The following is a 23,740-nucleotide window of genomic DNA, read 5'->3' as shown; positions in this document are numbered from 1 at the left end:
TAAAGTCCCCCATGAATATCTGTTTTTTACTAAATCTCGCATCAAGTATATTCAAAACACATTACAGCTTTTCCTAAATCCTTGTCATAAAATAAATACGCACAATCGGCTCCATACGCTTGAAAATAATAACCAGTCAATGAGCCAACATATGTAAACACTTCGCCATTCATATTTTTGGGAACATTGCTGAGATTGGTCTGTTCGAACTTGAGCATGTCTTCTAAGGACTCATCCTCTTCCTTCATAAACTCCTGAGCCTTATCAGACATGAAAGCTACATCATCTAAAATACCATTTACTTCAGGAAACTCAAGTCCCCAACCACTAGACTGTTTTTCTTCAAAATCACGTAATAATGCTTCTGTTGATAATAAATCATCACCAAAACTGGAATAAGAGTAGATCATGTTATTTTGATGAAAGAATTCCTTTCGGATTTGATAATCCTTTTCATTCAATAAATATGCTTTCTCCAAGTCATTCAACTCTGCTAAATCCCTAAGCATTCTCAAATGTTTTTTGTCTCCGTCGGCTTTCAAATTCTCACGGGTCTTTTCTAACTGCTGTTTTTGATTGAGGATAAAGTAATTCCAGTCTGCCTCAAATTTGTATTTTCCATCAATAACATTAAAACCTACCATATCTTCTTTAGTAAAAGATGCTTTCGGTGATTTTCAAGATCATCATAAAATACTTCTTCATAAGAAGGGAAAGGTCTAATTAATTGTGTAGTTATATTCATTCCTCTGTAGAACCTCCAAACACTAACGTAGTATTAATCCCTTGACGGGATTGTATTGCTTATTTACCCGACTTTGATGTAATCAGTCTTTTATCACTACATTTTTAACTATATTTTTCACCACATTCTTTTTTTCTTCCAGCTTACTATCCTCCAACTCGAAGATACCTGGATCTAACATGAAATTAACTGCGGTTAGTAAAAATTCAGCAGTTTCTTGTGCATGTTCAACTTTAAAAAATCCTTCTTTAGTTCCCTCATCCAATATTCGGGACAAGTATGGAGTCATTTCATTAATTTTTTTAACGAGAAATTTTTGATGAATCCAAGCATTATTTTCGTTGAAGTAGATACGGTGATTTTCATCTATCAAACGATTAGACTTTTGTCTCTCATCATGCCGTAGCTCCTACAACCTATTCGTCAATTCTAACTTTATTAATAGGATTTCGCTATATACAAAAATTTAATAAATATTTGATGATCAGGCAGATGTCCAAGCGAGCAGGTTCCTGCCTGCATTTAATAGTTTAGAAATTCCAATAGGAGCTATTTAGCTATGGCATGTAATACCGCTGTATCCGCTTTAACTTGTTGTAATGATAAGAACTTTGTTCAGGATAAAGTATGTACACCATGGAGTGGCACTGTTGTCGCGGCTGATGTTCTAGTTGTTACCTTTACGAATAACATTAATCAAAATATAGTGGGTACGGGATATTTGCAATATGACATCGGACCAGCAGCTATTGACAGTACAGGAGCTGCTATTAATCCTGCTCCAATTACACTTACACCTGGAACAAGTCTAGCTTTTACGTACCGACGCTTCAGCGTTATACAAATAACGCTACCAGCAGCGACACCAGGTACTTATCAAGGCGAGTTCTGTATAACGACTCGTTACCCTGTCCAATAAGAAGATTTAAAGGAGGGCTACACGTATATGTGTAATTCAGCACTTAGTTGTTGCTCGGATAAAATCATTGTGCAAGATAAAGTATGCACGAATTGGCAATTAGCTGCAGCAGGTACTCAAACCATTTATTCTGACAACATATCACAAATTATCAGTGGTACAGGGTATGTTAAGTTTGAAACCGGCACTGGGTCTTTGACGGTAAACTTTTTCAAGACGGGAATCGTTGCTGCCATTCAAACAATTGTTATTCCAGCAGGAGGAAGCTCATCATTCACTGTAGCACGATTTGATACCATTTCATTAACAGCGACAGCAGCAGCACAAGGCGAATTCTGTATCACAGTGCGTTACAGCCTTTAAAACGATTAGTCTAATAATTAGGTGGTTCTTCCTTTCTGAAGAACCACCTTTCTTATTGTTCATTAACTAAAGCGGAATTAGCTTGTAATTGAAAGGTAGTTGAAATGACATATCTCCCTTCCACATACGTCAACTCATTACCTTGTGAAGAAATTTTTATTGACTTGATGCCCTGCCCTATAAAATTGGTTGTACTGCCCGGAGGTACATACATATACTTCCTTTCTGCACCATCAATTTCTACCTCTAAAGCATCTGTGCTCATTGAATTAGAATAAATGCTAATCTGTGCCACATTGATATTTGATTCTACATCAATCTCCCATATTTGAAATCCAAGCTGCTTTCCTTGGATTAATATATTTCCACAGCAATCTTTTTCTACAACGAATTTGGAAGGATGCTTTGCAGGATCTGCAGGATGTATACAATGTGGAATGGTGCATCGCCTTGGCTCTGATCTTTGTCTGTGACAAGGCTTTGGAGGACACGGAAATACGGGAGAGAATCTCCTCGTTCGCTCTCGATTTCCAGAACGCTTTTTCTTTATCATACATTTGATTTTTCGTTTTTTTTTCTGAATATAGGAGGAATGCAACACGAGAACTATCATCAATGTTAATAAGGCTTCTTTCCTTGAACAACTTCTCCTTTTCAGCATTCTCCCCCCTCTTTCAAAAACGCTTATTCAAATACTTACTTGCTATTAAATGAATCTATCCAGCACATGGTTATACATTATCAAGATTTATTTCAAAAGAGGTTAGGGTGCCTATAAGAGAAAATTCAACAATAAGTCTTATTAATGAAGTTTAAGTTATTTCATGCATGGACCAAACTACTCCATTCACAGTACTGCTACCTATGTTAATTGAGACTGTCAGTCCGTTCGCATTATAGAACAGCCCAATAACATCACCTGCTGAGAGTGTAAACTCTCCTGCCAAAGTTACAACTCCATTTCCGAGAACAGCTCTTAATGTCAAAAGCAATGCAATATTAACATTTAATATAGGGAAAAGACCACTCACCAGACCAGTGATTGTAGGCGATGTTCTTTGGGCAATAAAATAAGGATTTATTCCGGCACCCAGACTTACGCCAAGAGCAGCCGTCGTGGAATAATTTATTGTTGCTAAAATGGAGTACCTTCCAGTAACAGGAACTGTGAAATTTCCAGTCACTTGATTAAAATTGGCACTTCCATAATTAGGATTCGCTATAGACCAATTAGTAAGTTGGGTACTAGCGGATATGGTAAGAGTAGACAAGAACGCCGAAAATCCTTCTGCAGCAAAATTGGGCCCTGTTGCTCCCGTTGCCCCGGCTACTCCTGCTACTCCCGTTGCTCCCGTTGCTCCTGTTGCTCCTGTTACTCCCGTTGCTCCCGTTGCTCCTGCTACTCCCGTTGCTCCTGCTACTCCTGTTGCTCCCGTTGCTCCTGTTACTCCCGTTGCCCCGGCTACTCCCGTTGCTCCTGCTACTCCTGTTGCTCCTGCTACTCCTGTTACTCCCGTTGCTCCTGTTGCTCCTGTTGCTCCTGTTGCTCCTGCTACTCCCGTTGCTCCCGTTATTCCTGTTGCTCCCGTTATTCCTGTTACTCCCGTTATTCCCGTTGCTCCCGTTACTCCTGTTGCCCCGGCTACTCCCGTTGCTCCTGCTACTCCTGTTGCTCCCGTTGCCCCGGCTACTCCCGTTGCTCCTGCTACTCCTGTTACTCCCGTTGCTCCTGCTACTCCTGTTGCTCCTGTTGCTCCTGTTGCCCCTGCTACTCCCGTTGCTCCTGCTACTCCTGCTACTCCTGTTGCTCCTGTTGCTCCCGTTGCTCCTGTTACTCCCGTTGCTCCTGTTGCTCCCGTTGCCCCGGCTACTCCCGTTGCTCCTGCTACTCCTGTTGCTCCCGTTGCCCCGGCTACTCCCGTTGCTCCTGCTACTCCTGTTACTCCCGTTGCTCCTGTTGCTCCTGTTGCTCCTGTTGCTCCTGTTGCCCCTGCTACTCCCGTTGCTCCTGCTACTCCTGTTGCTCCTGTTGCTCCTGTTGGACCGGTTGGACCTTTCTTATGCGGAATTCCGTTACAGCTTAAAGTGCCGGAACATGAACAATCACTAAATGAGCATTCTAAGATTTCCCTGTTAGATTTCGAGCTGCTATAACTCATATATTAGCCCTTCCTTTCCCCAATCTTTCTATCAACAAAAACTATATAAAGGCTAACATTTGCACTACACTCTTACAGACATTGATTTTACTCAATACCTCCATATGCCATCTCTATTACTAGTAAATGGATTTCCCACTACTATCGCTTGTACTTAAGCCTTTACTTCAACCTTAAATGAATAATTTATTAGCGCACAAAAAAATAAAGCACCAGTTGCCTTCCAAAAGTCTAAACGGGTACTCATAGATTAGACACTTAAAAAAAGAGTGTTCAGGCTATGGCTAACGATACCGTATTATTTTGTGTATAATGCGATAAATGACATATTCAAAGAAAAATTCTGCCCTTCTTAAGTCCGCAAGAGATTCGCAAAGCAAAAAAACGGAGCATCTAGTCGCTCCGTTTTTGATCTGTCCGCAGAAACGCCTAAATTGCGTTTTTAAACGTATATACGGTTCATATATCTAAAGAATGTTAAACATCACTATAATGGATGCTAAAGTATTGGCACAACCATGAAGTAACCAACTTGAGATGATAGAGCCCTCTGATTGTTTTTCATTAATCCAGCCCATTAACCAACCTACTGTACCTGTAAGTAAAATAATAATGATTGCACCCAGTAATCCTGCTGTTGATATAAATATCATTCCATGCATAAGCCCAAACAGTAAACCTTGTACCATATTACCTACTTGAAAGCCAAACTTATGTACCAGCCTTTTGGTCAACAAACCTCTGAACAACAATTCTTCAGAAAAGCCTGTTTGAAAAAAAGCATATATCAAAACTGGAATTAATGCAGACAATCCTTGTCCGGAAAATTGGGATGTAGCCATCGTAGATTTATCTATGAAAAGTGGAAAAATTAAAAATGATGGGATCGACAAAAGAATAATTGAACATACAAAAGTTATTGTATATTTAATTTTGTTTTTAACAATAGGTTTTTTTAAGCCTAACCATTTAAAAAATCCAAGTTCTTTTCTACCACAAGTTAACCACCAAACAAAGGGGATAATTGAGAATAGTATTACTTGTAAAATTGCACTAATTAGCAAATTGATAATTTGCATATTAACCTCCCATTGAGGATTTTCAAAGACATTATCAGGGCCCTCTTCAAAAAAATATAATGATAAATCATTGTCATGAATGTTAGTTTTTATTTTCCAGTTAAGGTTCCATGTGTATTTTCATACCATCTACTATGTTATAAGAGTCTTCATATATACACAATGACTTTTCATATATCTCCCCCTAACTCCAACAACGCTTTACATTAAAAAAACACCCCGTAGAAGTCATAACATAGAGGAGTCCTCTGTGTTCATGAAACTACGAGGTGTTTTGTTAAATAGGATTATTTGGTCTTGATCGGCAACGTATAGTATCCAAATGCAAGATCAAGTAAAGCACTAGCTTCTTGACGAAGTAAAGGTTGTTTAGAGCGGAAATCGACGGAACCATCCGCTTTTACTTTTGTATCTGGATCTACAATACCTTGAGAAACTAGTGCGGTGATCGCTTTAACCGCCCAAGGATCCGTGTCACCCGTCAGCTTGATATCGGTTGCGGGTTCGGCTTGTTTTAGATTTTGAATCATAACCGCTGCGATTTGTCTTGTAATTGGGGCATTACGATCAAATCCAGGTACACCGGACACTATCTTCTCTTTGTTATCCTCAAGAAAAGCCCATCCGTGGGCAAGAATAGCGACATCCATAAACTCGCCTTGGGTCATTGTGCCGCGTGGCTCGAAGAGGTTGCCAGATTTAGCGCTTATAACATCAAGAGAATGCAGATTGTTGATGTAGGTTTTATAGACGCTGTCATTAGGTACATCTGCGAACGCTGGCTTCGGATGAACCTTACGGGCATCAGAACCAAAATCTAAGGAATTGGGGTTCGTGTAATAGAAGTATTCTACCTGACCTTTATGATCTTTCTTAAAAGCCAGTTTGTTACCAGATTCATCTTCAAACAATAGCGGATTAATCATTTTCAACGTATGTTTGCCGCTAGCTCCTGTCTCCATAAGCAGCTTCCCATCTGCATATGTAAAGTTAGCTTTCAAGAAAAAAAATCGGGTGTTCTGATAAGATCCAACGTATTTAGTCGCGTCTGACTCACTCAGTGGGATGTAAGTCTGTTTCTCTGGGACTCTCTCGTCAGGGAAATAGTGATCCATAAAGGCTTCATAAACTTCTAAACTCATCATCGTATCATTGTTGTAGGACATGTAAAAAGCGGTATTTTTCTCTGGTAATAATACGACCAAAGATTGATGACCAGGCATGTTGCCTCCCTTGAGGACGACATGATGACCATTCATGAGATCATTACGATAGCCTTCAAATCCACCAACGGTCGTCATAGGAATCGATTTGTCGGCAAACACCGAGTAGGTTTGCATCTGCTTTGCTGTTTTCTTGCTAATGATTTTCTTCCCTCCAACTGTCCCCTGCTGTTGAAACATGATCAAATACTTGGCCATGTCATCTCCTGTTGAAAGGATACTACCCTGGCCCCCATCTGTTGGCGCATGTCCAAATGCCGGATGAGGTTTGCCATCTGGATCATAGTGTGTGGCCATTTTGGATAGAAGCTTAGGAGTGAAACGAGAGCTAGTGGAGTTCATCCCTAAAGGCTTGAACACATTCTTTTCCATATACTGTGGGAACGGCATACCACTTACGGTCTGTATGGCATAACCAGCAAGTAGAAAAGCAAAATTGTCGTAGGTATAAGCTTCTCCAGGCGTTCGAACGACTGTTGGCATATGCTCTGTCATAAACTCTTTCATTGGAATGTCCTGATTCACATACTCAGGTGCAACATAGAGTGCTTTATCCGGATAATCAAATCCAGTTGTGTAGGTTAGCATATCGTACATGGTTAACGATTTATTCGTTTTATTAGGTACTTTCATGCCACCAAGATACTCATTAATATCATGATTGAGATCGATCTTTCCTTTTTCTGCAAGCTGCAAGGCCGCTAAGGCGGTAAATGTCTTCGAAACGGAAGCGATTTGGAAAACGGTATCTTTATCTACAAGTGTTTTCTTTTCCTTATCGGCATAGCCATACCCTTTATTTACGAGCACTTTGCCGTCTTTGACGACTACAAAATTAGACCCGTTCACATTGTATTTCTTCATTTTTTCCGCAAACACAGGATCTATGAACGCCTGAATTTCTTTTGAATTTATAGGGCCTTTCGAGCTTACCTTAGTTGTTTGCTTAGATACGGTTTTGTTAGGTGCTGCACTGGCTTCCAGCGCTGTAAAAGTTGTAAATACTGTTGAAGATAATAGTAGAGCCGCGAGAGAGAGATTAAGAGTCCTTTTTTTCATAGCTTTATTCTCCTTTAAATGGTTATTAGTATTTTTTGTTGATCTCATTCTGATACGGGTTAAAGACTGTTTACGGTTCCCCCTTCCAGCTTGTGTATTGAATGGATAACACTTTCTCAGTATCACAAAATGGTTGTCATCCTAACAAGTTACCTTCTGTCACCTCTTTGTATTCTGTCTTCAAATTGTCTTGAATACCTGTCATATGACATTTTGACACTAGCAATCATAAGGGTAGGTGGATTAAACTACAGACGATTAAAGAGGCACAACAATCATAGGAGGTGTAATAAATTTGAAAAACCGGCTCGTACGCAACATACAAAATGTGATCTTCTTGTTACTTACTTTCACTACGGGATTGTTTTACTTTTGTTTTTACTTAGTTAGCCTAACGTTTGGTGTAAGCATGTCTTTTACATTAATAGGGATTCCGTTGCTAACCTATGTAATGCGTACTACGCAAACATTCGTACGGTATGAACGTATTCAAACGAAGATTTATACAGATATCTCCATAGAGCCATACGAAGGGAAAGAACCAATTGAAGGTCCGCTTTGGATGCAAGCTAAAGAAGAACTTCTTGATCCTCGTAACTGGAGAGCGATTCTTTGGTTGATGCAGAAATTTGTTATTGGGGTTGCGTGTCTCATCGGTACAGTTGTCTTGTACATCGTGCCTTTGACACTCATTTTGAGTCCTTTTCTGATTCCATTCGGAGGGGTTCACTTCATGAATATACCAATAGATACATTACCAAAGTCGTTACTTATGGTTGTTTTCGGTCTTATTCTTGGGGTCATTGGATCTTGGCTCGGAAATTGGGTCGTACGAATGAGTGGAAGTTATACTCGTCTTATGATCAAAGCGATTAAAGGATAACCTGCTTAAATCCCTCCATGCATAGGCACAATAATGTTAAGTGCATGTGGGGAGAGTTTGTTCTATAATAGTTAGGGTTCATTAGGTTGAAGTTTGAAAGAGGTGACTGACTTGTTTGATATGGTCAAGCAGTGGTTCTGGTATGACTGGATTTTGCTATTATTTAGACTTATATTCTCTGTTTCCCTCATTCTAGCTATGGTGGAATTTCAAGGAGGACTGACGCTACCTTTGTGGGGAGCAATTTCTTGGGAAATCATCGCTTTTTCTGTGCCTTGGTTTTGTTTGCTACTCAACTATAAATATTATCTCGTTACGGAAATGATCCTTACCGGTGGAATAAGTTTGTATCTGAGTTTTTTATTTCCTGAAGCTTATCTTTCCTTTTTGATGCCTGCATTCATGATCGCAGCGAATAGTGCCCAAAAATCATATCGTTGGTCGGGTCCTATTACCATCCTTATTATTCCAATATTGATCAGTGTGGTCTCACGCCAGAGTACGCCTTGGTTAATAATTGTGCACACAGGATTGGCTTATGCGTTAGGTTTTGCCTTTCATCTACTCGTCGTCAATCATCGGCAAAATGAAATTATTCGCGACCAGAATACCGTATTAGAACAGTATGTATCCCAAATTGAACGCGTAACGATCCTCGAAGAGCGAAACCGCCTCTCCAAAGACCTTCACGATACGATAGGACATTCATATACGTCTATCATCATGGGTATGGAAACATTACGACTTGAATTATTTACAAGCGTAGGCCAAGATAAGCTCGATTCTTTGCTACACTTGGCGCGTAAGAGCATAGATGAAGTCAGAGGTTATGTACATCAAATGGATTCACCGCAAGACAGACTGCCATTAATCGAGGCATTAAAGCAACTCATAGACGAGTTTCAGACAAACTCCAACGTCAACGTTCGCTTTAGATCCATGGGGGAAGAATGTCCAATACCAAGACAGGCCCAGATAACCTTTTATCGCTGCTTGCAAGAATCGTTAACCAATGCGGTGCGTCATGGGCAAGCTACAGAAATTGTAGTGTCCTTGCAATTTGAACAGCAGCAAACGCGACTAGAAGTGCAGGATAATGGTCTCGGGGCCGAGTATTTGCAGGAAGGCTTCGGATTGACGGCCATGAAAGAACGAGCTTTTAATCTCCAAGGGCAAATATCTGTCTACTCCGAACTAGGCGAAGGAACAGTCGTCACCTGCACATTGCCAAGGCAAGTGGAGCTACCTGACGAAGTCATTCGGTTACTCCTTGTTGACGATCAACCGTTCATTCGGGAAAGCCTCCGCACCCTTTTAGAAGGACAACGAGATCTACAAGTGGTTGGAATGGCTGAGGATGGCCAGCAAGCTGTGACTATGTGCGAGCAGGTGCAGCCGCAAGTGGTACTTATGGATTTGGACATGCCTAATATGGATGGTGTTTCAGCAACAAAAATAATCAAACAAAAATGGCCAGACATTCACGTGCTAATTCTAACTACATTTCAAGAAAAAGAAAAAGCCATTGAAGTACTGCGAAGTGGAGCGGACGGCTATTTGTTGAAGTCTATGGAGCCGCGCGAATTGGCGGAAACGATTCGCCTCATCCATCGGGGGGGAGCGATAATCGCTCAAGATATGTCATCAAAATTGTTTGAAGACCTTGAAATTCCCCAGAAGGAAACGGAAGTACCATTTGTGGAGACGGAGACATTGGACACTTACGGGCTAACTCCGCGTGAATTAGAAATTTTACAATTGGTAGCCCAAGGACTACGTTATAAAACGATCGCTTCAAAATTATACTTGTCTGACGGAACTGTGAGGAATTATGCCTCATCTGTATATCTTAAATTGGACGTGCGCAATCGAGAAGAAGCGGTGCAGAAGGCAGTGGATACTGGGCTTCTTTAAAAAAAACTTTAAAGGGGGGGGGAATTAAGTATAAGATGCTAAACCAGCAAGTAAGATTGCTAGCTCTAGGTCTCCCTTTTTCAATCATTTCATTATAAGTCTCATGAAAAAATGCAAGTTAATGACCCTCACCAAAGTGAATACCAAGCTGGGGCTACTTCAACCTCTCCCTTTTTGTATATGCATCTGTTCTAATAACAAGTACATATTCCAACAATATTATACCAAAATTAACAATAATATGATAATATAGGTAGGGGACGTAGATTAACTAATAATAAGGAGGAATAATGATGATGATTTCATTGAAAAGCAAGCCCAAACGCTCGGCTTTCCGTATTCTGGTTTTATGTTTCCTTATGTTGTTTACGCTTGTGCCCATCGCCTCAGCCACTGTGATGCCGGACCCTGTCACAAACCTTCATTTGAAGGCGAACGGCGGCATTGAATGGACGAATCCCACGACTCCTTATACTAGCATTCGGATTATCTTAGTTAACAGAACCACTAATAAACAAGTGCACAGTACAATTGTGTCTGCGGGAACAACAACCTACAATTACGGATCTCTGGATTCGAGTAAACGATACATGTATACCCTTAATACGATCTTGAACGGAGTATACTCTTCGTATGCGTCATTATATATCAACTAATTTCGTGAGTAGTACTAGAATGAAATGAAGAAAAACCTGAGAATATCCAGGAAGAACTGGATTTCTCAGGTTTTTCTTCATGTATGATGCCTTGTGTTCCCGAAGCATACGTGCTGCAAAAATTTTAACATCAACAAATCCAAAGTCTTCGGTACCCTCAAAATATTCTTAAATACCAGCTTTTACGAGACGAGTTTCAACCCTACTGCTGCACCTAAAACCATGGCTATAAAAACAATTCTTCTCCAGTCTTTTGATTCACCATATAAGAGCATTCCTAATATTGCTCCACCAGACGCACCTATTCCTGTCCAAATGGCATAAGTTGTCCCCATAGGAAGTGTTTTCATTGAATATGCAAGGAATAGAAAGCTTGCCCCAAATCCGAGAATTAACAGAACTAAGGATTGCCAATTACGATCCTTATGGAATTTATTTATCAACGAAACACCCAACATTTCAAATATCCCTGCTAAGATTAAAGAAACCCATGCCATTAGGACTCAGCTCCTTCCTGAGCTTTGTCTTTTGTAACTAATTTCAAACCTATTACACCTGCTAATAAAAGTAAAATCAAAAGTATTTTACTTACTACGAATGATTCTCCAAAGAATAGGACTTCGGAAAGGACAGTTCCTGCTGTACCCATTCCTACAAAGACTGCATATACAGTCCCCACCGGAAGCTTCCTTCCAGCCATAATCATTAAATAGAAGCTGATGATAATACAGATCACTGTCCCTGTCCAAGTCCAAAAGTCATTTGCGTGTTTTAAGCCAATCACCCAAAAAACTTCAAAAAAGGCGGCAACAAATACTTTAATCCAGTTTGTGTTCACTCAAAGACACCTCCAATTTTATTTTCAAAAAAGAAAAAAAAGCCCAAAAGAAAACTGTTAAACAGTTTCTCCCAGGCTTTTATCCTTCCGTGACACAGCAAAAAGCTGTGAGTTTTCTCTCGGACCAGACCAACAGACTTGTTGCGGAACCCTAGAAAACATTTAATTTATACAATTTCAATCCATTATACACATATTTAAAACTTTTTCAAGACTAGAACATGAAATATAGATGATAATCATACGTTCGACTATTGTAACTCCCTTCATTTTCCCAACTATATCCTTGATAAATGACTTTCAGTTACTGCTTGATTGGATAATATTAATACATTTTCTATGATTCTAGCGTAATAAAATTGGTAGTTTACAGACTACCTTATATTGTATATAATAAATTTCAAGTTGTACAAATTGTTAACATTTAATGAATTTACTAAAAAATCTACCACTATTTAATTCTTTCCTATCTTTACCCCCTCTTATTGAAAGCGCTACCATAAAATCAATTACTTCACGAATCTTCTGACAAACTACCACTACACCATGTTTATTCATACTCTCTTTTTATTCCTACGTTTCATACATGTCTATATATGGCTCTTCGTGAGTTTATATAAATACGTTTAACCACAGAAGGGAGTTGTAATTTGAAATAAAACGTTCGGATTTAGCTGAAATAGTTCTTTCGCAAAGTTTTTTTAAATTAAAGGAGGATTAATCAATGTCATCTATTCGTACTTCTAATCCAAGTGTGCCAAGGTTCCTAGTTTATGGTAGTGTCCTGTTGTTGGTTTCGATCTGTATGTTGTTATTCCCGGCAAAATCTTTTTCTCACGGCTATGTTGAAGGACCTGCTAGCCGAGCAGCACTCTGTAAAACTGGACTAAACACGGATTGTGGACCCATAGAATATGAACCGCAAAGTCTGGAAGCGCCTAAGGGATTCCCTGCTGCAGGACCAGCAGACGGAAAGATTGCAAGTGCAAACGGAGCTTTTCCTGAGCTTGATGAACAATCCGCTACTCGTTGGTCTAAAGTCAACCTCTCTTCTGGACAAAATACATTCACTTGGAAACTGACTGCCAATCATGCGACAACAAGTTGGAAGTACTATATTACTAAGGCTAACTGGAACCCTAACGCGGCTCTGACTCGGGATTCATTCGACCTAACTCCCTTCTGCTCGGTGAACCATGGAGGTACACAGCCACCATTCTCCTACTCGGATACGTGCAACGTTCCGGTGCGCACTGGATACCATGTCATTCTAGCTGTTTGGGAAATCGCTGATACTCCAAATGCTTTCTATAATGTTATTGATGTCAACTTTAGCGGCAGCAACCCTGTCGATACCCAAGCTCCTTCCGCTCCAGCAGCTCTAACTTCAACTGGACAAACATCCACTAGCGTTTCCTTGGCTTGGAACGCATCCACGGATGATGTTGCTGTAACAGGCTACAAAGTATTTAACGGATCTTCCTTGGTCGCTACTGTATCTAGTTCAACATTAAATTACTCCGTATCTGGTCTAACTGCGAATACTGCCTATACCTTTAGTGTTAAGGCGGTTGACGCTGCGGGTAACGTCTCCAATGCCAGTAATTCTGTAAGCGCTACCACAGATGCTCTTGTCGGCGTTGATACACAAGCACCGACAGCACCTAGTGGCTTACACGTTATGGGAAAACCTACATCCTCTAGCCTTCAGTTGATGTGGAATGCCTCTACTGACAATGTTGGTGTTACAGGATACCACATTTATAACGGAACAACGTTAGTTACAACTGTATCCGGTTCTACAACGGATTATACCATAACAGGACTTAGTGCTGGCACAGCATATACGTTCAATGTGTATGCTATCGATGCAGCAGCTAATCAATCCGTTGCCAGCACTGTAAGTGGTACAACTGCTACGGCATCCTCTACCCCGGATTGGGCATTAAATACAGCTTATGCAGTCGGTACACTTGTAACCTATAACGGGTCTGTATATGAATGTCGTCAAGTTCATACTTCCTTAGCAGGTTGGGAACCAACCAATGCACCTGCTCTATGGTTGTTGAAGTAATCATGAAATAAGCACAAGACCACGAGGTATAGCACAACTGTACTTCGTGGTTTTTATTTTCCTTCATACTCTGAAGTGTACACCCTACCATTCCTATGATTCTATTTAACAAATTTGAGATTTCCGCAAAAATCAGTTTACAAATTACCTTTTTATGTATATAATTACTCTAATCTTATATTAGTTATTAATATATAATAAATTTAGTCAAATATTTATTATCAACTACTACTCATTAACGAACAGTAAACTCTTCCGCTATTGCAATCCTTTCCGTGCTTACTCTTACTCCCCTTTTTTTTGAAACACCTACCTGTAATTGTTTTCTACAAACACCTACCTGAAAATATTTTAATCCATGTTTTGATGAACTACTTCATTTTTTCATCTCGTTTTTTACTCTTACCTTTCATCTATGTTTATATATGAACTCTATTTGAGTTTATATAAATATGTCAAAAAAGAGAGGGGTTGTATTTGGAGACGAAATGTTCGGGTATACAATGAAATACTTCGTTTGCAAAACACTTTTCAAATTGAAGGAGGAAGGTTAAAATGTCATCTATTCGTATTTCTCATTCACCTGTTGCAAAGTTTCTAGCTGTTATGTTGTTACTTTCACTGTTCATGATGTTATTCCCTGCGAAATCCTTCTCTCACGGTTACATTGAAGGACCTGCTAGCCGAGCAGCACTTTGTAAATCTGGACAAAACACGGACTGTGGAGCGATTATTTATGAACCGCAAAGTCTAGAAGCGCCTAAGGGGTTCCCTGCAGCGGGACCAGCAGACGGGAAGATTGCGAGTGCAAACGGAGCTTTTCCTAAGCTTGATGAACAATCGGCTACACGTTGGACTAAAGTCAACATCTCTGCCGGACAGAATACATTCAATTGGAAACTGACAGCATCTCATGCTACAACAAGCTGGAAATACTATATCACTAAGGCCAATTGGAATCCTAACGCTGCTCTGACTCGGAGTTCATTTGATCTGACTCCTTTCTGTTCAGTGAACTACGGCGGTTTACGGCCACCATTCACCTACTCGGACACATGTAACGTGCCCGCACGCAGTGGATACCACGTCATCTTGGCTGTGTGGGAAATCGCAGATACTGCAAACGCCTTCTATAATGTCATTGATGTCAACTTTAGCGGCAGCAACCCTGTCGATACCCAAGCACCTTCCGTGCCAGCAGCTCTAACTTCAACTGGACAAACATCCACCAGCGTTTCCTTAGCTTGGAACGCATCCACGGATAATGTTGGTGTAACAGGGTACCAAGTATTTAACGGATCTTCCTTGGTCTCTACCGTATCCAGCTCCACATTAAATTACTCTGTATCTGGACTAACTGCAAGTACTGCCTATACCTTTAGTGTCAAGGCGATTGACGCTGCGGGCAACGTCTCCAATGCTAGTAATTCTATTAGCGTTACCACAAATCCTCCTGTTCCCGTCGATACGCAAGCACCAACAGCACCTGGCGGCTTACAGCTTATGGGACCCCCTACTTCCTCTACTATTCAGTTAGTGTGGAACGCCTCAACTGACAATGTTGGCGTTACAGGCTACAAAGTTTATCGCGGAACGGCGTTAGTGACAACCGTATCCGGGTCCACTACGGATTATATCGTAACGGGCCTTAGCGCAGCCACAGCATACACATTCAATGTATATGCCATCGATGCTGCAGGTAATCAATCCGTTGCCAGCACTGTAAATGGTACAACCGCTGTAGCGCCAGCAAATCCGGCTTGGGCAGCTAATACAGCTTACACAACCGGTACGCTGGTAACCTACAATGGTTCTGTGTACGAATGTCGTCAACCCCACACATCATTAACGGGTTGGGAGCCTGCTAATGTACCTGCGCTATGGCTGTTGAAGTAATCATGTAAACACCATTCCGTAACCGTGCTTCTTCTTTATCTGAGATGTTAAATGTACGCACACAACCATGAGGTACAATGCAACTGGACCTCATGGTTGTGTTACTGTTTCTACTCAGTGATTCACGGGTAGTAAAACGGGGACACCCCAGTAATTATTTTCCACCATTTTTCAAAATATGATTTCCATTTATATTTATAAAATTTCTTGTATAGTTCATAAAATATCTCTAGTTCACATTCGGTAACTCGTATTCAGAGACTACCTTTTCCTCCATATTGATATCATAATCGTCCCCTACTTTCCCTATCATTCTAGTTAAATAAATTTAAAATTTTTCCAAAAAAAAGTTTCCAAATTACCTTTTTATGTATATAATTATTCTTATGTTATATGAATTATTATTACAGAAGAAATTTAGTTAAATACTTATAATCATCTATTAGATATCATAACCAACAGAAAGCCTCTACTACATTACAATCTTCCCCCACTTAATCCCTCTTTTTGAAAGCACTTACATATAAATGATAAACTACTTCATTTTGTCATTCTAGCTTTCTACTCAATCTTTCATCCATGTCTATATATGGACTCTTCAAGAGTTTATATAAATACTTTACACAACAGAAAGGGGTTGTATTCTGATACGGAACGTTCAGGTTTAAATGTAATCATTTGTTCGCAAGGCATTTTTCAAAATTAAAGGAGGAATAATAAATGTCATCTATTCGTACTTCTAATCCAAGTGTGTCAAAGTTCCTAGTTTATGGTAGTGTCCTGTTGTTGGTTTCGATCTGTATGTTGTTATTCCCGGGAAAATCCTTTTCTCACGGCTATGTTGAAGGACCTGCTAGCCGAGCAGCACTCTGTAAAACTGGACAAAACAAGAATTGTGGTGCGATTATGTATGAACCACAGAGTCTAGAAGCGCCTAAGGGATTCCCTGCTGCAGGACCAGCAGACGGAAAGATTGCAAGTGCAAACGGAGCTTTTCCTGAGCTTGATGAACAATCCGCTACTCGTTGGTCTAAAGTCAACCTCTCTTCTGGACAAAATACATTCACTTGGAAACTGACTGCCAATCATGCGACAACAAGTTGGAAGTACTATATTACTAAGGCTAACTGGAACCCTAACGCGGCTCTGACTCGGGATTCATTCGACCTAACTCCCTTCTGCTCGGTGAACCATGGAGGTACACAGCCGCCATTCTCCTACTCGGACACGTGCAACGTTCCGGTGCGCACTGGATACCATGTCATTCTAGCTGTTTGGGAAATCGCTGATACTCCAAATGCTTTCTATAATGTTATTGATGTCAACTTTAGCGGCAGCAACCCTGTCGATACCCAAGCTCCTTCCGCTCCAGCAGCTCTAACTTCAACTGGACAAACATCCACTAGCGTTTCCTTGGCTTGGAGCGCATCCACGGATAATGTTGCCGTTACAGGCTACAAAGTATTTAACGGATCTTCCTTGGTTGCAACTGTATCTAGTTCAACATTAAATTACTCCGTATCTGGTCTAACTGCGAATACTGCCTATACCTTTAGTGTTAAGGCGGTTGACGCTGCGGGTAACGTATCCAATGCCAGTAATTCTGTAAGCGTTACCACAGATGCTCCTGTCGGCGTTGATACACAAGCACCGACAGCACCTGGTGGCTTACATGTTATGGGAACACCTACATCCTCTTCTATTCAGTTGATGTGGAATGCCTCAACTGACAATGTTGGCGTTACTGGCTACAAAGTTTATCTCGGTACGACGTTGGTTACAACTGTATCCAGTTCCACTACGGATTATACCGTAACAGGACTTAGCGCCGCCACAGCTTATACGTTCAATGTGTATGCCATCGATGCTGCTGGCAATCAATCAACAGTCAGCACCGTCAATGGTACAACTGCTGTAGCGTCAGCAACTCCAGCTTGGACAGCTAATACAGCTTACACAGCTGGTACGTTGGTAACTTACAATGGTTCTGTATACGAGTGTCGTCAACCCCACACATCGATTAATGGTTGGGAGCCTACGAATGTACCTGCTCTATGGTTGTTAAAGTAGTCTCATAAGATGAAACTTCCGTAAGAATGCGACTTCTTTAAGCAAAATGTTACATTTAAAAACCACGAAGTACAGCTCAACTGTACTTCGTGGTTTTTGCCGTTGGCACGCAATTAAAGAATTAGCAGGACAATGTAAGATGACAAGAATATAGTCCGATTAATATCTGCGTAGAATGCGGTTTTTTTATTTATCGGAACGTATTTTTTGTCATTATGCAATTGCCGAATAGACTTATATGCTTTTTTACCTCGCATCCAGCAGCAAACGGTAGAAATTTTGCTTATGCTCCTAAATCCCTTTATACTATCATTGATTAACAACTTATAACGAAGGAGTGAAGTAAATGTCTGTCGATGTATACCTTAATTTTAATGGAAACTGTCGTGATGCCGTAGAGTTTTACGCACAAGTATTTGGAGCAGGTCAACCCCAAATCATGTCCTTTGGAGAAACACCACCTAATCCAGAATTCCCTCTTCCGGAGGAAGCGAAAGATTTAGTCATGCACTCACGCCTTAACATCCAAGGAAGTAATGTTATGTTTTCCGATGTTTTCCCTGGTATGCCTTTTGTTGCAGGAAACAACATAAGTCTTGCAATCGTTAGTAAAAACATTGATGATGTTAAATCTTTGTTTGATAAACTAAAAGATGGCGGTAAGGTTGGCATGGAGCTTCAAGAAACATTCTGGAGCAAATGCTACGGCAGTGTAACCGATAAGTTCGGAATTGAATGGCAGTTTAACTATGATAATGAGACACAATCATGTAACACATAGAACAATTTACAATATACCTAAAGCGGATATGAAACTTTCCTTCTATAGAAAAGTTCCATATCCGTTTTATCTGTTCTGGATCTGATTTCGAACATATAGAAATTAAGAATTAGTTCAGCGTGTATATCATATAAGCAATCTGAGCAATACTTATTCCAATAAGTAACTAACTTCTATTATAAATCGGACTCTGGTAAATGAACCTGTGGATGTGGATTCCAGTTAAGTAACAGACCTGCATGTGTGAGCCCTGCACCAAACCCATAAATCAGGATACACTCACCATCCTTTACCTTCCCATCACGAATACCTTGATCCAAAGCAAGTGGTATTGTCGCTGCGGAAGTATTACCGAAATTCACTAAACTGTATAACGTTCGTTCAAGTGGAATTCCCGTGCGTTCACAGATCGGCTCAATGATACGTAAATTAGCACTATGAGGAATAAACCAATCCACATCATTCGTTGTATACGAACTTTTTTCTAGAATCGCTTTTACACCTTCAGGAACATTTCGAACAGCCCAGCGAAATACCTCTCTTCCATTTTGAACAAGTGTTCCAGTGTTACTCATTTCTGCACCTTTCAACTTCTCAGCCATGCCTTTCAAATATACGTGAGCTCCTCCGATACCCTCTGTTCCTTGATGGTACGCTAGAAAACTTGTTTGCTCTGGGTCTGCTTCTACCAAAACGACCCCAGCGCCATCCCCGAACAATATACAGGTTGTACGATCTGTATAATCCGTAATTTTAGACATCGTATCCGCGCCAAACACGAGGACTTTTCGATGTAATCCAGAAGCCACCATTCCTTCAGCCACGTGGAGTGCATAAGCAAATCCAGAACAAGCAGCGCTTAGATCAATGGCTCCTACCGAACTAGAAATGCCGAGTTTGTCTTGAAGTATTGCTGCAACGCTTGGAAAAATGAAATCTGGCGTAGTCGTCGCCACAAGGATTAAATCTACATCAAATAAAGATTTATCATATCTCTGCATGAGATCCTGAGCGGCAGATACGCACATGTCACTCGTATATTGATCAGGTTCACTTATACGGCGCTCTTTAATCCCCGTTCGTTGCACAATCCATTCATCATTGGTATCCACCAACTTTTCCAAATCGAAATTCGTCATTTTTTTAACGGGTACATAGGAACCGATGGCAGTGATACGTGCTTTTGATTGCTCCATTTACTCACGCCCCCTAATTTATTATCTGGTATTAGTACCTGATACTATATTTATAATAGCATATAAATGTCCATTTTAACAGCATATCCATAGTACCCCTATTTTTAAAATATAAACAAAAAAATAACCGTCAAAAATTACTTTGACAGATAGAGCAATATGTGATAATTTTACTCTACCAGATAGAATACTTTTTCAACAAGGAGGACGCAAATGGTTCGTAGTGACATAATTCGTGGGCATTTAGATGCTATTATTTTGCGGCTCATATATGAGAAGGATCAATACGGTTATGAAATATCCAAAGAGATCAGTTTGCGGACAAATGACCGCTTTCAGATTAAAGAGGCCACATTATATGCGGTATTCCAGAGGTTAGAAAGAAGAGAATTAATCGAATCTTATTTCGGAGACATTTCGCATGGAGGCAAACGTAGGTATTACAAAATTACGAAGCTTGGAAAGGCCTATTTCAAAGAAACTGTTGAAGAATGGCAAGAAATCAAGGAAATAATAAATATTTTTATGGAGGGTATGTAATGCGTAAAATTAAAGATCATGTTAAGGAATTATTTAATGATATCCCTGCAAGTGAACAAAAGGAACTGATGATGCAAGACATTATTCAGAACCTGGAAGAGAAAGTAAGTGATTTGATGTTCAGTGGTAAAGACGAGGAAGATGCCATTAATAAGACCATCGTTGAGTTTGGTGATATTGAGGATATTAAAAAAGAGCTTGGTACGAACCCACTGCCCCTTAGAAACCAAAAACGCTTTTCTTTGCATTTAGGATTCTCACTTTGGGGAAGCGGACTTATTACGGCATTGTTTGTATTCATTAATCTTTATTATTCACCCGATGTGATCTGGTTCGTGTATCCTGTGTTCGCTGTAGCATGGTGGCCACTAGCGATGTTCTATAAATGGTTAGGAATGAAATAAGGGGGATACAAATAATGAATAAGCATCAAGCTAGTTTTGCTACCGTTGCAAGTGTGATGAGCATCCTGTTTTTTTCCATTATTAATTACAATACTACACCTCATCAGATATGGTTTATTTATCCTTCCTTTGCTATTCTACAGTGGCCGATCTCAATCTACTTTTTGACAAAAGGAAAACTTAAACACTACTCAGCCGTAACCTCATTAATCCTCATTTCATTTCTAATCATCGAGAATATGTTAAATAGTCCGGATCATATATGGTTTGTTTTTGCTATCTATCCCCTTCTTTGGTGGCCCATTCTTATGTATTTAGGGAAATATGCTTCAACGGTTACAACAGCCATCATAGGAAGTCTGTGTACGATTGTTTATTACGCAGTGCTCAATTCATTCTATGCACCTCACTATCCTTGGGTAATATATCCATCCTTTCTAGTATTATGGTGGCCTTTAGCAATCTATTTCGAAAAAAACAAGCAATATTTCAAATTCTCCATTGTAGCATGTGTTCTCACAAGCTTGTTTTTCATTACAACCAATGTTATTTCTACCGAGAACACCATCTGGGCAGTCTATCCTATCTTCGCCATCCTTTGGTGGCCTCTCAGCATGTACTATTACGGTAAAAGGAGATATTGATGCGCTAATCATGAAAGAAATCATCAAGGTTACTATCTCATAGATGTCATGCAACCTTGATGATTTCAATGAATATCCAAAGAGAATCTAATGAACTTCATTTAAATGGTTCAACGCCATAAGCACTGCACCACTAGCTGCATCCTTTTTGGCAATGATACATTGTATCCCGGGATAATGCTGTTTCATCATTTTTATAAAAACGTCCTGAACAAAGGTAACCTTGAGTAGAACGCTGCCCGCCATAGCAAGGGTTCCTTCCTGCAGAGACAGTTTTTCCACGATAGGAACCACCAGTTCGAACAAGGAGCTTGCGCTTTTTCTGGCAATGGTCAGAGCTGCTTCGTCTCCCAACGCACAGGCATCTGTCAAAATAGGAGCCAAAGCAGCGATGTCCTTTTTATTGGTGCTTTTATCATACACAAAACCAACGATCTGCTGAACCGTCTCCACACGAAGCTGCTTATACACCATCCTCGTCATTTCTGTTGGAGGTAAACGACCATCATTCGCCTGAACCACAGTCTTGAGGATATCCCGACCGATACTGTAACCACTGCCCTCATCATCAATGAGGTGACCATAACCACCCGTGCGATGAGAAAGACCGCATTCATTTTTCCCATAACAGATCGACCCGGTACCAGCAATGAGAATCATGCCATGCAAATGATCTTGTGCACCGTAAAGAGCCGTTTCGTGATCTCCAGTGATGATCAGTCCTCCCTCATACCCGCAATCTCTGACATTAGACTCTATCCGAGAGATGACCGTAGGATTACTGACTCCAGCCGCACCGATGCAGATCATTACGCAATGATCCAAACTACCGCACACCTTTGCAAGGGTTACACAAATCTCTTGGAAACTACGACGAATACTAGCTTCGTCCTGTCCATTATAGTTAATAGCACCGGATATAAAAGTATGCACTACGAGTCCAGTCTCATCGGCTACTGTCACCGCAGTTTTTGTACCACCGCCATCCAATCCTGCAACGTATCTCATCTATGAATCATCTCCTTATGATCACTGCGATGCTCAAAATACGGGAAGATGCAATGGCACGCATCTTTGTCATTCTTCTTAACGGTTATTAACTTGCCGCGCACATGGCAGATGATTCATGCCATCCCCTGCGTTAATACAGATGATACACCTGCTTGATCTGTGCGAATCCCCGACTTTCCTCACGAAATTGCTCTAATAAAGCCGAAACATCTACTGAATTCTCACGGTACAGCTTATCCCCACACAACAAATCAATAAAAGGTCTCGCATTTTCCTTCAGCGGTGGCAAGAAGGAAAATTCCTCATAGCGTTGCCTGATGGTATACATCAGCGTAACACCCGTCTCCACAGCGTGTATGGCACGAGCATCCGTTACATGCAGCTGCACGCCGCCGCATAGCTCTCCCTGGTGTTTAGAAAATGTAGGCTTGAAAAATACCGGTCGGAATAACACTCCAGGTAGCTTCATCCCATTCATTTCATCCGCTAGTTGCTCTGGTTGGATAAATGGTGCTCCTATAATTTCAAAAGGAAATGTAGTACCTCTCCCCTCAGAGATGTTGGTACCCTCAAATATACAAGTACCGCTATACAGTAGCGCTGATTCAAATCGTGGTATGCCCATGGATGGCTGTACCCAGATTCGGCCGATTTCAGGGAATTGCAATCTCCGATCCCAGCCGTCACATCGAACCACATTTAGTTCACAACTCCACTGCATCTGGTCGTTGGCCATCATAGCTACCTCGCCAGCAGTCAACCCATAGCGCACACTAAGTGGATAATTCCCGACAAAAGATTGATATCCTTGCTTCATAATATTTCCTTCCACTGTAACACCGTCGAGCGGATTGATTCGGTCGAGAACGACAAACTCTTTGCCTGCTTTAGCACAGTCTTCCACAGCATAGAGCATCGTGTAGATAAAGGTATAGTAGCGCACTCCCACATCCTGAATATCGTATACGACCAGATCTACCGCATCCAACATTTGCTGAGTCAGTCGCTTGGAATCCTTACGATACAAACTATGTACAGGTACACCTGTAACAGGGTCCAGATAGGTATCTACTAGAGCGCCTGCATCTTGATCGCCACGCACACCATGTTCTGGTGAAAACAGTGCGACAAGGTTGAAATTCTCATGCAGAATTTGAATCGTGGATACAAAGTCATGGCTTAATCCCGTTGGTGACGTAATCAGTCCCAAGCGCTTCCCCTTGAATAAGTGGGCGTATTGCGCAATACAGTCAATTCCGTTTCGGATCATAGCTACCTCCGGAAAA

General features: G+C 40.7%; 22 protein-coding genes, 1 pseudogene and 1 riboswitch. Of the genes and pseudogenes, 12 read left to right on the top strand and 11 right to left on the bottom strand.

The features are described 5' to 3' along the window. Nucleotides 1-41: 41 nt before the first annotated feature. Together UB51_RS06730 and UB51_RS06725 are read right to left on the bottom strand one after the other, a co-directional pair. A pseudogene (locus UB51_RS06730) lies at nt 42-745 on the bottom strand (siderophore biosynthesis protein). Between the two features lie 82 nt (nt 746-827). Beyond that, on the bottom strand, nt 828-1,118 hold the full coding sequence (locus UB51_RS06725; RefSeq protein WP_044876647.1) for a hypothetical protein: 291 nt from the start codon (nt 1,116-1,118) through the stop codon (nt 828-830). Nucleotides 1,119-1,304: 186 nt separating this feature from the next. On the opposite strand from UB51_RS06725, the gene UB51_RS06720 reads away from it, so the two are divergent. Together UB51_RS06720 and UB51_RS06715 are read left to right on the top strand one after the other, a co-directional pair. Next, on the top strand, nt 1,305-1,664 hold the full coding sequence (locus tag UB51_RS06720; protein WP_044876646.1) for a DUF3992 domain-containing protein: 360 nt from the start codon (nt 1,305-1,307) through the stop codon (nt 1,662-1,664). A 27-nt stretch (nt 1,665-1,691) separates the two neighbouring features. Continuing rightward, entirely contained in the window at nt 1,692-2,027 is a 336-nt protein-coding gene (locus UB51_RS06715) for a DUF3992 domain-containing protein (RefSeq protein WP_044876645.1), read from the top strand. Between the two features lie 52 nt (nt 2,028-2,079). Here the strand turns inward: UB51_RS06715 and UB51_RS06710 are convergent, their stop codons facing one another. The 4 genes from UB51_RS06710 to UB51_RS06695 form a co-directional block, all read right to left on the bottom strand. Further along, on the bottom strand, nt 2,080-2,580 hold the full coding sequence (locus UB51_RS06710; protein ID WP_144406969.1) for an S-Ena type endospore appendage: 501 nt from the start codon (nt 2,578-2,580) through the stop codon (nt 2,080-2,082). Between the two features lie 259 nt (nt 2,581-2,839). Continuing rightward, the gene (locus UB51_RS06705; protein WP_082063055.1) at nt 2,840-4,186 is read right to left on the bottom strand and encodes a hypothetical protein; all 1,347 of its coding nucleotides are present in this window, start codon (nt 4,184-4,186) and stop codon (nt 2,840-2,842) included. Nucleotides 4,187-4,653: 467 nt separating this feature from the next. After that, the gene (locus UB51_RS06700; protein WP_234405559.1) at nt 4,654-5,265 is read right to left on the bottom strand and encodes a CPBP family intramembrane glutamic endopeptidase; all 612 of its coding nucleotides are present in this window, start codon (nt 5,263-5,265) and stop codon (nt 4,654-4,656) included. Between the two features lie 287 nt (nt 5,266-5,552). Further along, nucleotides 5,553-7,547 carry a serine hydrolase domain-containing protein gene (locus UB51_RS06695; protein WP_044876643.1) on the bottom strand — a complete coding sequence of 665 codons (1,995 nt, stop codon included), beginning with the start codon at nt 7,545-7,547 and terminating at the stop codon, nt 5,553-5,555. A 295-nt stretch (nt 7,548-7,842) separates the two neighbouring features. On the opposite strand from UB51_RS06695, the gene UB51_RS06690 reads away from it, so the two are divergent. The 3 genes from UB51_RS06690 (at nt 7,843) to UB51_RS06680 (ending at nt 11,000) form a co-directional block, all read left to right on the top strand. Beyond that, nucleotides 7,843-8,430 carry a sensor domain-containing protein gene (locus UB51_RS06690; RefSeq protein WP_044876642.1) on the top strand — a complete coding sequence of 196 codons (588 nt, stop codon included), beginning with the start codon at nt 7,843-7,845 and terminating at the stop codon, nt 8,428-8,430. Nucleotides 8,431-8,541: 111 nt separating this feature from the next. Continuing rightward, on the top strand, nt 8,542-10,344 hold the full coding sequence (locus UB51_RS06685; protein WP_044876641.1) for a helix-turn-helix transcriptional regulator: 1,803 nt from the start codon (nt 8,542-8,544) through the stop codon (nt 10,342-10,344). Between the two features lie 290 nt (nt 10,345-10,634). Then, nucleotides 10,635-11,000 carry a hypothetical protein gene (locus UB51_RS06680; protein WP_144406968.1) on the top strand — a complete coding sequence of 122 codons (366 nt, stop codon included), beginning with the start codon at nt 10,635-10,637 and terminating at the stop codon, nt 10,998-11,000. A 182-nt stretch (nt 11,001-11,182) separates the two neighbouring features. Here UB51_RS06680 and UB51_RS06675 read toward each other — a convergent pair whose 3' ends face one another. Then, nucleotides 11,183-11,497, bottom strand: coding sequence for a DMT family transporter (locus UB51_RS06675; RefSeq protein WP_044876639.1), 315 nt, complete (start codon nt 11,495-11,497; stop codon nt 11,183-11,185). Further along, nucleotides 11,497-11,838 carry a DMT family transporter gene (locus tag UB51_RS06670; protein ID WP_044876638.1) on the bottom strand — a complete coding sequence of 114 codons (342 nt, stop codon included), beginning with the start codon at nt 11,836-11,838 and terminating at the stop codon, nt 11,497-11,499. The genes UB51_RS06675 and UB51_RS06670 overlap by 1 nt, the downstream gene beginning before the upstream one ends. A 66-nt stretch (nt 11,839-11,904) precedes the next feature. After that, nucleotides 11,905-12,004: riboswitch (guanidine-I (ykkC/yxkD leader) on the bottom strand. A 558-nt stretch (nt 12,005-12,562) separates the two neighbouring features. Between UB51_RS06670 and UB51_RS06665 the strand changes: the two genes are divergently transcribed. The 4 genes from UB51_RS06665 to UB51_RS06650 all read left to right on the top strand — a co-directional run bounded on the left by UB51_RS06665 (nt 12,563) and on the right by UB51_RS06650 (nt 18,659). After that, nucleotides 12,563-13,912 carry a lytic polysaccharide monooxygenase gene (locus tag UB51_RS06665; RefSeq protein ID WP_044876637.1) on the top strand — a complete coding sequence of 450 codons (1,350 nt, stop codon included), beginning with the start codon at nt 12,563-12,565 and terminating at the stop codon, nt 13,910-13,912. A 555-nt stretch (nt 13,913-14,467) separates the two neighbouring features. Beyond that, nucleotides 14,468-15,808 (top strand): lytic polysaccharide monooxygenase, encoded by a 1,341-nt coding sequence (locus UB51_RS06660; protein ID WP_044876636.1) that lies wholly within the window; start codon nt 14,468-14,470, stop codon nt 15,806-15,808. 720 nt (nt 15,809-16,528) lie between these two features. Beyond that, complete coding sequence (locus tag UB51_RS06655) at nt 16,529-17,878, top strand: lytic polysaccharide monooxygenase (protein ID WP_044876635.1); 1,350 nt, start codon at nt 16,529-16,531, stop codon at nt 17,876-17,878. 346 nt (nt 17,879-18,224) lie between these two features. Beyond that, nucleotides 18,225-18,659, top strand: coding sequence for a VOC family protein (locus UB51_RS06650; protein WP_044876634.1), 435 nt, complete (start codon nt 18,225-18,227; stop codon nt 18,657-18,659). Nucleotides 18,660-18,835: 176 nt separating this feature from the next. On the opposite strand, the gene UB51_RS06645 is transcribed toward UB51_RS06650, so the two are convergent. Continuing rightward, complete coding sequence (locus tag UB51_RS06645) at nt 18,836-19,855, bottom strand: ketoacyl-ACP synthase III (RefSeq protein WP_044876633.1); 1,020 nt, start codon at nt 19,853-19,855, stop codon at nt 18,836-18,838. 213 nt (nt 19,856-20,068) lie between these two features. Here UB51_RS06645 and UB51_RS06640 point away from each other — a divergent pair, with 213 nt between their 5' ends. The 3 genes from UB51_RS06640 to UB51_RS06630 are packed head-to-tail and all read left to right on the top strand — an operon-like array spanning nt 20,069 to nt 21,443. Next, entirely contained in the window at nt 20,069-20,395 is a 327-nt protein-coding gene (locus UB51_RS06640; protein WP_044876632.1) for a PadR family transcriptional regulator, read from the top strand. Continuing rightward, the gene (locus UB51_RS06635) at nt 20,395-20,799 is read left to right on the top strand and encodes a permease prefix domain 1-containing protein (RefSeq protein WP_044876631.1); all 405 of its coding nucleotides are present in this window, start codon (nt 20,395-20,397) and stop codon (nt 20,797-20,799) included. Before UB51_RS06640 ends, UB51_RS06635 begins: the two co-directional genes overlap by 1 nt. Nucleotides 20,800-20,813: 14 nt before the next feature. Further along, a complete protein-coding gene (locus UB51_RS06630; protein ID WP_044876630.1) occupies nt 20,814-21,443 on the top strand; it encodes a hypothetical protein in 630 nt (209 codons plus the stop codon). An 87-nt stretch (nt 21,444-21,530) separates the two neighbouring features. Here the strand turns inward: UB51_RS06630 and UB51_RS06625 are convergent, their stop codons facing one another. Together UB51_RS06625 and UB51_RS06620 are read right to left on the bottom strand one after the other, a co-directional pair. Continuing rightward, the gene (locus UB51_RS06625; protein ID WP_044876629.1) at nt 21,531-22,451 is read right to left on the bottom strand and encodes an N-acetylglucosamine kinase; all 921 of its coding nucleotides are present in this window, start codon (nt 22,449-22,451) and stop codon (nt 21,531-21,533) included. A gap of 133 nt (nt 22,452-22,584) precedes the next feature. After that, nucleotides 22,585-23,724, bottom strand: a complete 1,140-nt coding sequence (locus UB51_RS06620) for an exo-beta-N-acetylmuramidase NamZ family protein (protein ID WP_044876628.1) — start codon at nt 23,722-23,724, stop codon at nt 22,585-22,587. Between the last annotated feature and the right edge of the window lie 16 nt (nt 23,725-23,740).

Source organism: Paenibacillus sp. IHBB 10380 (assembly GCF_000949425.1).
Lineage (GTDB): Bacteria > Bacillota > Bacilli > Paenibacillales > Paenibacillaceae > Paenibacillus_AQ.
This window is presented reverse-complemented; position numbering and strand designations above follow the sequence as displayed.